Source organism: Candidatus Omnitrophota bacterium (assembly GCA_016929445.1).
GTDB lineage: Bacteria > Omnitrophota > Gorgyraeia > JAFGIU01 > JAFGIU01 > JAFGIU01.
This window is the reverse complement of sequence record JAFGIU010000135.1, coordinates 1-9,992: the sequence shown is the minus strand read 5'-3', so window position 1 is coordinate 9,992 and position 9,992 is coordinate 1. Positions and strand designations below refer to the sequence as shown.

The 9,992-nt window shown below is 56.6% G+C and carries 11 protein-coding genes and 1 tRNA gene; 11 read left to right on the top strand and 1 reads right to left on the bottom strand.

The window, feature by feature from the left end:
* The 10 genes from JW937_10530 to JW937_10485 all read left to right on the top strand — a co-directional run.
* Positions 1-426: hypothetical protein (locus JW937_10530; GenBank protein MBN1587845.1), on the top strand; the 426-nt coding region annotated here is incomplete at its 5' end.
* Positions 404-649, top strand: coding sequence for an exodeoxyribonuclease VII small subunit (locus JW937_10525; protein ID MBN1587844.1), 246 nt, complete (start codon positions 404-406; stop codon positions 647-649). The genes JW937_10530 and JW937_10525, both read left to right, overlap by 23 nt.
* A 41-nt stretch (positions 650-690) precedes the next feature.
* Complete coding sequence (locus JW937_10520; GenBank protein MBN1587843.1) at positions 691-1,593, top strand: polyprenyl synthetase family protein; 903 nt, start codon at positions 691-693, stop codon at positions 1,591-1,593.
* Positions 1,590-3,512, top strand: coding sequence for a 1-deoxy-D-xylulose-5-phosphate synthase (locus JW937_10515; protein ID MBN1587842.1), 1,923 nt, complete (start codon positions 1,590-1,592; stop codon positions 3,510-3,512). The genes JW937_10520 and JW937_10515 overlap by 4 nt, the downstream gene beginning before the upstream one ends.
* Positions 3,505-4,950 carry a glutamate--tRNA ligase gene (locus tag JW937_10510; protein MBN1587841.1) on the top strand — a complete coding sequence of 482 codons (1,446 nt, stop codon included), beginning with the start codon at positions 3,505-3,507 and terminating at the stop codon, positions 4,948-4,950. The genes JW937_10515 and JW937_10510 overlap by 8 nt, the downstream gene beginning before the upstream one ends.
* Before the next feature lie 169 nt (positions 4,951-5,119).
* A tRNA-Gln gene (locus JW937_10505) sits at positions 5,120-5,191 on the top strand.
* A 114-nt stretch (positions 5,192-5,305) separates the two neighbouring features.
* On the top strand, positions 5,306-5,620 hold the full coding sequence (locus JW937_10500; GenBank protein ID MBN1587840.1) for a nucleotidyltransferase domain-containing protein: 315 nt from the start codon (positions 5,306-5,308) through the stop codon (positions 5,618-5,620).
* On the top strand, positions 5,607-5,954 hold the full coding sequence (locus tag JW937_10495; protein ID MBN1587839.1) for a DUF86 domain-containing protein: 348 nt from the start codon (positions 5,607-5,609) through the stop codon (positions 5,952-5,954). Before JW937_10500 ends, JW937_10495 begins: the two co-directional genes overlap by 14 nt.
* A 142-nt stretch (positions 5,955-6,096) precedes the next feature.
* Positions 6,097-6,339 (top strand): type II toxin-antitoxin system Phd/YefM family antitoxin, encoded by a 243-nt coding sequence (locus tag JW937_10490; protein ID MBN1587838.1) that lies wholly within the window; start codon positions 6,097-6,099, stop codon positions 6,337-6,339.
* A complete protein-coding gene (locus tag JW937_10485; GenBank protein MBN1587837.1) occupies positions 6,336-6,599 on the top strand; it encodes a Txe/YoeB family addiction module toxin in 264 nt (87 codons plus the stop codon). Before JW937_10490 ends, JW937_10485 begins: the two co-directional genes overlap by 4 nt.
* Positions 6,600-6,683: 84 nt before the next feature.
* On the opposite strand, the gene JW937_10480 is transcribed toward JW937_10485, so the two are convergent.
* Complete coding sequence (locus JW937_10480; GenBank protein MBN1587836.1) at positions 6,684-8,825, bottom strand: tetratricopeptide repeat protein; 2,142 nt, start codon at positions 8,823-8,825, stop codon at positions 6,684-6,686.
* Between the two features lie 346 nt (positions 8,826-9,171).
* On the opposite strand from JW937_10480, the gene JW937_10475 reads away from it, so the two are divergent.
* On the top strand, positions 9,172-9,992 hold an 821-nt coding region (locus JW937_10475), incomplete at its 3' end, for a hypothetical protein (GenBank protein ID MBN1587835.1).

Sequence of the window (9,992 nt, the reverse complement as noted above, 5' to 3'; positions counted from 1 at the left end):
TTCCGGAACCGTGTTCGTAACCTACGTAATAGCTATGTTTTACGACATCCAATGGGGCCCGTTCAGCAGTTTGTGCAGCAGGTGGATGAGCTCGCAAGGCGTCTGGAGGCTGCCGGCCCCATCCGGGCTTTGGAGCAGCACCGCGCCCGTTTGCAGGAGCTCGGCCATCGCATGCACCGGGCCCAATCGCAGAGCCTGGAGCGCTGTGGTAGTCTGTTGAGGGCCTCAGCCGGGCGTCTGGAGGCGCTGAGCCCTCTCAAAGTCTTGTTGCGCGGATATTCCCTCACCTACAAGGAGCCGGCCCATGTGCCGGTGCGCAGTGTGCGGCAGCTCAAGGTGGGGGATGAGATCCTGACGCATCTGCAGGAGGGGCAGGTACGGAGTCGAGTGGAGGAGATCAAAGATGCCGGCCAAGAAAAAGACTGAATTCCATTTTGAAAAAGCGCTCGAGGAACTCCAGGCCATTGTGGAGGACTTGGAGGGCGGGGAGTTGGAGCTGGAGGAGTCCCTGAAAAAGTACGAGTCCGGCATCAAGTTGGCGCGCGCGTGTTCGGAGAAGCTCAAAGCCGCGCAGCGCAAGGTGGAGATCCTGACGCAGGACAAGAGCGGCGAACTCACCGAGGAACCGTTTGAAGAGACTGACAATTAGATTTCCGCTTTCGCGGGAATGACAAGGAACTCATGACAGGCATGACTCCGCGCCTCGCGCGCTTTTTTGAGACTCAATCCGCCCGGGTAGACGCGGCCCTTGACCAGGTGCTGCCTCCGGCCAAAGCCCATCCGTGCACCATTCACGAGGCCATGCGCTACGCTGTGTTCAGCGGGGGGAAGCGCTTTCGCCCGGTGCTGGCGATTATGTCCTTTCAGGCTTGCGGCGGCAAAGGGGATCGCATTCTCAATGCGGCCTGCGCGATTGAGCTCATCCATGCCTTTTCCCTGGTGCACGATGACCTGCCGGCCCTGGACAATGACGAATACCGCCGCGGACGGCTTTCGTGCCACGCCCAATACGGGGAAGCCGTGGGCATTTTGGCCGGAGACGCCATGCTGCCCCTGGCCTTTGGGCTTTTATGCGGCTGCGGGACCCGCGGCACGGAACAGGGGCAGGCTGCAGTGCAGGTGCTCTCCAAGGCGATCGGCTCCTATGGTATGATCGGTGGGCAGATTGCGGATCTGGAGCACGTGGCCCTGATGGAAAGTCCGGGCAACCGATACCGCGTGAAGCCGCCTGCGTCTTCCTCTAAGCCCTTGACCGTCAAGGCCCAAGAGGTCCTTAAACGCCTCAATGAGATCAATGCCCAGAAAACCGCTGCCCTGATTGCGGCCTCGGCCGGGATCGGGGCGCTTCTGGCCGGGTCAGGTAAGGCGCTCACGCAGCGTTTGTCCCAATACGGGCATTCTCTGGGTATGGGCTTTCAGGTAACCGATGATTTGCTGGATAGTGACGGCGTGGTTTCCATCGTGGGGGAGGCCAAGGCGAGGGAAATGGCCGAACGCTATATTGGGGAAGCGAAACAACAAATCAAACCGTTGGGCAAGAAGGCCGTTTTGCTGGACGAGCTTGCAAACTTTGTTAGGGACCGAACCGCATGAACAAGACTTCCATTCTAGACCGTATTGAAAGTCCGGACGATTTACGCAAACTCAAGCCCGAGCTTCTGCCGGATCTGGCCCGTGAGTTGCGCGAGCGCATTCTGCAAGTGGTGCATCAGTGTGACGGGCATCTGGCCTCCAGTCTGGGCGCGATCGAGCTCAATATTGCCCTGCAATATGTCTTCAACACACCTGAGGATCAAATTGTGTGGGATATGGGCTATCAGGCCTATTCGCACAAGCTCATGACCGGCCGCCGGGACCAGTTTCACACCTTGCGCACCTATAAAGGCATTAGCGGCTTCAGCAATCCGGCGGAGAGCGAGTACGATCTTTTCAATACCGGCCACGGCGGGGCTTGCGTGTCCCTGGGCCTGGGCCTGGCAGCGGCGCGCGACGCGGCAGGCAAGAAGCACGAAGTCATTTCCATTATCGGCGACGCAGCCATGGGCGCGGGCATGGCCTTTGAGGCCCTGAATCACGCCGGGCATCTCAACAAGAATTTTATCCTGGTTCTCAATGACAACACCTGGAGCATTGCCAAGAGTGTGGGAGCGCTGAGCAAGTATCTCACGCGCGTGATGAGCTCTTCGCATTACAACAAGGTGCGCGATGAAGTCGGAGGGCTATTGAAGAAGCTGCCCAGGGATTACGGCGACATGGCCATTGCGGTGGGCAAAAAGCTCGAGGAGAGCATGAAGGGTTTGTTGGGCCCGGGCATGCTCTTTGAAGAATTGGGATTTCGTTATTTTGGGCCGATTGACGGCCACAACCTGCCGGACTTGATCCGCACCTTTGAGAAGATCAGCAAACTCGAGGGGCCGCGCCTTTTGCATGTGATCACCAAAAAGGGCAAGGGGTATGCGCCGGCCGAAAATGCCCCGGAGCGCTTTCATAAGCCCGGTCCTTTTGTGTTGGGAACCGGGGAGCCCGCACCTGCGCAGACAAGCGGTGTGGGTTATACCAAGTATTTCACCAAGAGGCTCTTGGAACTCGGAGAGAAGGACAAGAGGATCGTGACGGTCTGCGCGGCCATGCCTTTGGGAACAGGCACGGATGAGTTTGCCCGCCGTTATCCGGAGCGTTTCTTTGATGCGGGCTTGGCCGAGCAGCATGCGGTGGCCTTTGCCGGCGGCCTGGCTAAGGGCGGGTACATCCCTGTGGTGGCGATTTACTCGAGCTTCGTGCAGCGCGCTTTTGACCAGATCTTCCACGATGTGGCTTTGCAAAATTCGCATGTGGTCCTGTGTTTGGACCGGGCCAGTTTGGTAGGAGAAGACGGGCCCACGCACCACGGTCTTTTTGATATTTCCTTTACGCGTTGTCTGCCGCGCACCACTCTGATGTCTCCGAGGGACGGCCGGGAGCTGGAGGAGATGCTGGAATTTGCTGCTTATAAGGTGGAAGGCCCTGTGGTCATCCGGTACCCGCGCGAAGATGTGCCCGATCCTCCGGTGTTTGAGAAAGGCCGGACGCCCATTGAGCTGGGTAAGGCGGAGTTGCTTTGCCGGGGCGAGGAGATTGCCTTGGTGGCATTCGGCAACGGCAATGATTTGGCTCTGGAGGTGTTCAAGACGTTGGAAGAGGAAGGGCATAAGCCGACTCTGGTCAACGCCCGCTTTGCCAAACCTGTGGACGAGGCCTTGATGTGGGAGCTGGCCCAGTCCCACTCTGTGATGGTGACTTTTGAAGAAGGAGTGCTGGACGGGGGTTTTGGCTCGGCGGTTATGGAGTCCATTGAAACGAGCTCCGTGGCCAATGGCGAAGGCCCGCGCGCCAAGATCTGCCGCATCGGTATCCCCAACAAGTTCTATGAGCACGGCGACCGTCAAAGCCTCTTGGAAGAGACCGGCCTCACGCCTGCCCAGGCCCTGGCCAAGATCCGCGCGTGTTTAACCGGAGTTCAGCCGGGTGTCTGACACCAGAGTCCGCTTTGCTCCGAGCCCAACCGGAAACCTCCACGTCGGAGGCGCCCGCACCGCGCTCTTTAACTGGCTCTTTGCGCGCAGTCAGGGCGGCAAGTTCATCCTTCGCATTGAAGACACCGATGCCGAGCGCTCCAAAAAGGAATTCGAAGAAGAGATTTTGGCCAGCATGAAGTGGCTCGGGCTCGACTGGGATGAAGGGCCCTATTACCAGAGCCAGCGCAAGGAGATTTACCGCTCTTATGCGCGCAAGCTCTTGGACCGGGGCCTGGCCTATGAAGAAGAAGGCCCCAAGGGCGGCAAGGCCGTTATTTACCGCAATCCCAAAGACCCCGTTGAATTCAAAGATTTGATTCGCGGCAAGATTCGATTTGAGCCTGAATCGCAAAAAGACATTGTGCTGCTCAAGTCCGACGGCACCGCGGCCTATAACTTTGCCGTGGTTGTCGACGACGCGGAAATGAAAATCAGCCATGTGATTCGCGGTGAGGATCACATCTCGAACACCCCGAAACAGATTCCGCTTTACAAGGCCTTGGGCTTCGAGGTGCCTGAGTTTGTGCACATTCCCTTGATCGTTGGAATGGACCGCGCGCGGCTTTCCAAGCGCACCGGCGCCACGGCTGTATCCGATTACCGGGAAGACGGGTTTTTGGCCCCGGCCATGGTCAATTTCCTGGCCCTGCTCGGGTGGTCTCCTTTTGCGGAGGGACGCGGAGATGCGGCGGGCCGTCATTCCAAACCTTTGGCCGGAGACAAGAGCCGGGGCAGTCGTCATCCCGAGCCGCGCGAAGGGATCTGTGCGGAGGGCGATAAATTCGCCGAACTCTTTTCCATCGACCGGGCCATTGAACTTTTTGACCTTTCCGCAGTGAACAAGACCGCGGCCGCCTTTGACATGCGCAAGCTGGAATGGATGAACAACCAGTACATCCGCAAGATGCCGGCCGGAGAGCTTTTGGAACGCGTGCGGCCGTATTGGGAGGCTGCCGGGCTGCTCAAGCCGGCCCCCGCTGAAGAGCATCTGCTGCAGTTGGTTGGGCTGTTGGGTGAGCGGGCGCACCGCATCGAGGACATGGTGCCCACGGCTGGAATCTTCCTAAGTGATGAGATAAAATATGACGCCAAGGCCGTGGAGAAGCGCCTGTCCGATCCCGCGGCCTTTGAGCTTTTACGGGAGCTTGCCGCGCGTCTGGAGGCTCTCGGGGACTTCAGTGCCGAAGGCGTTGAAGGCGTTTGCCGCAGCTTGATCGAGGAGAAGGAAATTCCCGGAGGGGCGCTCATCCACCCGGTGCGCGTGGCTGTGAGCGGCCAGGCTGCCGGGCCCTCGCTGTGGGAAATGCTCGCCATCCTCGGCAAAGAAAAGACGGTGCGCCGGCTGCGCGATGCGGAGAACGCCGTGGGCACTTCCCGTGATTTCGAGGGAGCTTAGCGACAGCAGCAATCTTTGCGGGACAAAGGTCCTTTCGCTTTGTTCAGGAAGGATTGGCGGGCTGTCATGGCGAGCGGAGCGCGGCCATCTTTGCGGAGCATGAAGGTGTCAGGCACCAGAGGCCGGGCAGTAGCATGCTTCACGACGGGTGCCTGACACCCAGAATTTTTGCCCCGTAGTGTAATTGGTAACACGACTGACTCTGGATCAGTTATTCATGGTTCAAGTCCATGCGGGGCAACTTTTATAAAGACCCATGAGAGGATTACTTCTCATGGGTCTTTGTGCTATATTGCTTGGATAGAATTTGTTGGAACAAGATCCGCTGGTTGCAAGTTCTTCGGAGGGTCCACCTTTGGGACTTCACATCCATCCTGATTACCAAGAGATTGTGCAATTCTGTCAGACCTGGAGAATTGAACGCTTTGAATTCTTTGGATCCGTTTTGCGAGAGGACTTCAGTCCAGACAGTGATGTGGATGTGCTCGTTTCGTTTTCTTCTGATGCAGAGTGGGGGATTTGGGACCATCTTAAGATGGAGGAGCAGTTGTCCGAGATGCTGAGTCGCAAGGTTGATCTAGTGAGCAGGAGAGCTGTCGAACGAAGCAAGAACTGGATTCGTCGGGAGCAGATACTGAGCAATACGGAGCCATACTATGCCGTCGGATGATAGATCCTCGGTCGTTGATATCATTACAGCCATTGAACAAATAGCTGAGTTCGTAGGTAATATGTCGAAGGAAGAGTTCCTGGATGACTACAAGACCCAGGCTGCGGTTCTCCATGAATTGATGATCATTGGAGAAGCAGCCAAGCGGCTGTCCGAGGGTTTTAGAAGAGATCATAAGTCAGTACCGTGGAAGATGATTGCCGGTATGAGAGACAAGCTGATTCATGAGTACGACGCTGCAGATATTGAAGAGGTGTGGAATACTCTCAAGCAGGATCTTCCGGCATTGCAGGATTACTTGAAGAGGCTAGTCTCCAGGAAAGAGGACATCTAGCTCGAACGTTCTTACTATTTTGTCCATGCGGGGCAACTTTGGAAAAGGCCCATGAGGAGAGGGTTCCTCGTGGGTCTTTGTTTTTTGGGGGGCTTGACTAGACGTACGAGATATGGTACGTTTTGGGGAAAGGTGGATACTTATGACAAATCTGACAGCCAGCAAAGCAAGAGCAAAGCTTTACAAGCTTCTTGACGAGGTTGCCTCCTCCCATGAGCCGGTGCAGATATCGGGAAAGAGGTCTGATGCGGTGCTGGTTTCGGCCGAGGATTGGCGCGCGATTCAGGAGACTCTTTACCTGGTATCCATCCCTGGGATGAGGGAATCAATTCGCAAAGGTCTGAAGACTCCCATCGAGAAATGTGGCGATGAAGTGAAGTGGTGAGTTGGAGACTCGTTTTCACCAAGGATGCGCAGAAGGATGCGAAAAAGCTTTCTCAGGCGGGTCTTCGGTCCAGGGCTGAGAAGCTCCTTGGGTTGTTAAGCAAGAATCCTTTCCAAACGCCTCCTCCGTATGAAAAACTGGTTGGCGACCTCGAAGGCGCCTATTCTCGCCGTATGAACATTAAGCACCGGTTAGTCTATGAGGTTTTGAAGGATGAGCGGACAGTCAAAGTCATCCGAATGTGGACCCATTACGAGTAGGTTGCTGAGACCTTGAACTGCGTCTCGAAAGTTCTCACTATTGTCCAGCCGGGGCAAAAATGCGGAGGGGCGCCACACAAAAAGTCATTTTGTGTTCTCTGGTGTCGCGGGCTTGGAGAGGGTTTGTGTCTGACGCATCTGAGTTTGGATGAAGAGAAGCATCGTTTGGATCTCGCGGCGCTCTGGAGCAAGGATCGCTGCCCGTTTGAGAAGATCAACGCATTTGTCCATCGTGCCTTCCTCGGCGAGGCAAACCGCCAGATTGTAAAGGGCATCGGCATATTCAGACTTCGCTTGTATTGCCCGGCGGAAGAAAATTTGCGCCGATTTCCCCTGTTTTAGAGACATATGTGCAATTCCCAGTTGGTTCAGCGCCTCTGCGTGGGCAGGTTTGAGAGCGACGGCCTTTTCGAGCCAGGAGAGGGCTTCGCCGGACCGTTTTGAATCCAAATAGATTCTGCCGAGCAGGTAGACTGTGTTGAAGTGGTCGGGAAACCGCTCGGCCGCGCTTCGAAGCCTGACTTCGGCCAGATCCTGGCGGCCTGCCAGAAGCATTGCCAGGCCCAGCCGGTAATGAAAGTCGGGGTCGAAAGGTTTTATGTCTACCGCGCGCTTCAGGTAGCTTAGGGCCATCCCGTAGTTTTCATCCTGGAGAAGGATTTTTCCGAGGTTGAAGCAGGCATCGGCATAATCAGGATGGATTCGGATGGCGTGCGTAAGGTACTCCCTGGCTGCGGAAAGATCTCCCTTGCCCATCTTCCAGACGCCCATATTGTTGTATGCCTCCGGGTAACCCGGGTCTTCGGCGATGGCCCGCTCGTAGCAGGCTCTTGCCTGTTCGGATTCGCCGCGCGAGTCGTGCGTCCAACCGAGATTGTTCCACATTCGTGCGTTCCCCGGCCGGGAATTCAATCCGGAGCGCCACAAGACAATTTCATCGACATATTCTGTGTTTCGGTGAGCCGTTGCCCATGCCGAACCGGCCAATGCGGTTGCCAACGGCACTATTACGAATGCTCGGGCCACTCGGCTTTTGGCTAAGCGGGGAATCGACCCCAGGCGCGCCAGAAGAACCATGAAGAGTGCTGCGATGCTGATGAGAGGCAGGTACATCCGACGCTCCGCCGCGATTTCGGTGACGATCGGAAGAATACTGGAGGTAGGGGCGAGTATAAGGAAGAACCAGGCCCCCGCGAATCCCAAAGGGCGCAGGCGAACCAGGAAGTATGCGGTCAAGACGGTGAGAGAGAGGACTAGCCCTAAGTAGGGGAGAGCGGGAGCCCAACTGTGGAACACAGGCCAATCGTAGTAATCAATTACCAGGGGATGTGGCCAAAGCGCCAGCCGGAGGTAATGCGTGATCACCGCGGACTGCGTAAGCCAATAATCGCGCGGAGAAACCAAAGGGTAGTCGGTGCGAACCGACCAGGACCGGGGGGCAGTGACAAGCAAGGCCCCAAGAAGGATCCAGGTAGATGCCAAAGCGGCGTAAAAGGCCCTGCGGCGATTCAGACTGTGCCGGAAAGACCGGCTGACGAATATCGCATCATAGATCCAAACCAAGAGTGGCGTGGTGGCGGCGATTTCCTTGCTTAGAACTCCGGCGGCGCAGCTGATAATGGCGGCATGCGCCCAAAACTTGGAGGAGCCGGTCCGGAAGCTGCGAATCGCGCAATAGAGTGTGGTAAGCATGAAGAAGCCGGCCAGGAGTTCGGTGCGCTGGACGATATAGCTGACCGCTTCCGTGTTCAGAGGGTGGAGGCCCCAGAGGAGGGCGGTCAAGAAGGACAGCGTGCCGGCGCGATTTCTGCACCAGGGGAGGACAGCTTCAGAACTAAACAGGTGCCTTAAGATGCCGAATACGAGATTGGCAGACAAAGCATGCAAGAAGATGTTCACTGCATGGTAACCGGAGGGGTTAAGGCCGCACCAGGCATAGTTTAGAGCAAAACTGAAGTTGGCCAGTGGACGCCCGGCCAAGGAAGATTGAGACGGTGCCCAGAAGGCTTTCCAGGGTTGGCCCAGGTGCCGGAGACTGTAATTCTCGACAATCGAACCGATGTCATCCATGATGAAGGCACCGTGCAAGCTGCTGAGGTACGCAAGGAGCACTGCTCCGGTCAGGATGAAGAAACACAGGGCAGTATGCGAACGGGTAAGTTCTGCGCGCACGTTGGCATCTGGGTGGTTAGGAAGGACGCGGCGAAGGTTGCTTCGGTTTCTCATGGTTGCATTATATGTATCAGTGAATATCAGATTCTGAGACCTTGGCCTTACCCCGTCAACTGGTCCGCTCGAGGCCGGATCATTGGGAAAGGATCAGTCCGCCTTCCTCGCGCGTAAAGACCAGGGGCAGGAGAGAAACTCGCCAAGGCGGATGAACTCCTTATCTCGCCGGGGCAGTTTTATAATACAGGATAATAAAGTGACACCGGTAGGATTATATGCCCGGCAGACGTTTTCGGATAACGCCTTTCGGATGGGTATATATGTTATGTTGCTATTAAAGAGTTTTGGTAAACAAGGAGGGTGCAGTATAGACACGCGTGGCGCGCAATAGAAAGGAGACAAAGTGAGCACACTCGATAAAGACTATGCAGCGGGGCTCTGGGACAATTGTCATCCCCCTTGTCTTTCGCTCTACCAGCCGACTCATCGGCGCCATCCGGACAATCAGCAGGATTTGATCCGCTTCGGGAACCTTGTGAAGGCGCTGGAGAAGTCGCTCCTGCAACAATTTCCAAAGGACGAGATCCGGCCATTGCTGGAACCATTCCTGGCATTGGCGAACGACCGCAACTTTTGGAACCACACCCTTGACGGGCTGGCGGTGCTGGGCGCGAAAGGCATTTTTCGAGTCTACAACCTGCAGCGGCCGGTCGCCGAATTAGCTGTTGTGGCGGATAGCTTCCACACCAAACCCCTAATGCGCATCCTTCAGTCAGCCGACCGTTTCCACATTCTCGGCTTGAACCGGCAGGCGATCAAGCTCTTCGAGGGCAACCGTGATGCTTTGGGCGAGATTGAACCGGCGCAGGGTGTTCCGCGGACGATCACCGAGGCGCTGGGAGAAGAATTGACCGAGCCACACCAGACCGTTGCCTCATATGGCGGAGTCGGTGGTGGGCACACGCCCATGCACCACGGCCACGGCGGGAAAGAGTCTGAGGTAGACATCGACGCGGAACGCTTTTTCCGTGCCGTGGACCGTGCGATCCTGGAGCACCACTCTCAGCCGTCGGGCCTGCCGCTGATTCTCGCGGCGCTGCCGGAGCATCATCACCTGTTTCACGACGTCAGCCGCAATCCGCTTCTGCTGCCGGAAAGCATCGACATCCACCCGGATGCCCTGTCGTCGATCGACGAACTCCGCCAGCGCGCCTGGCAGCTTAT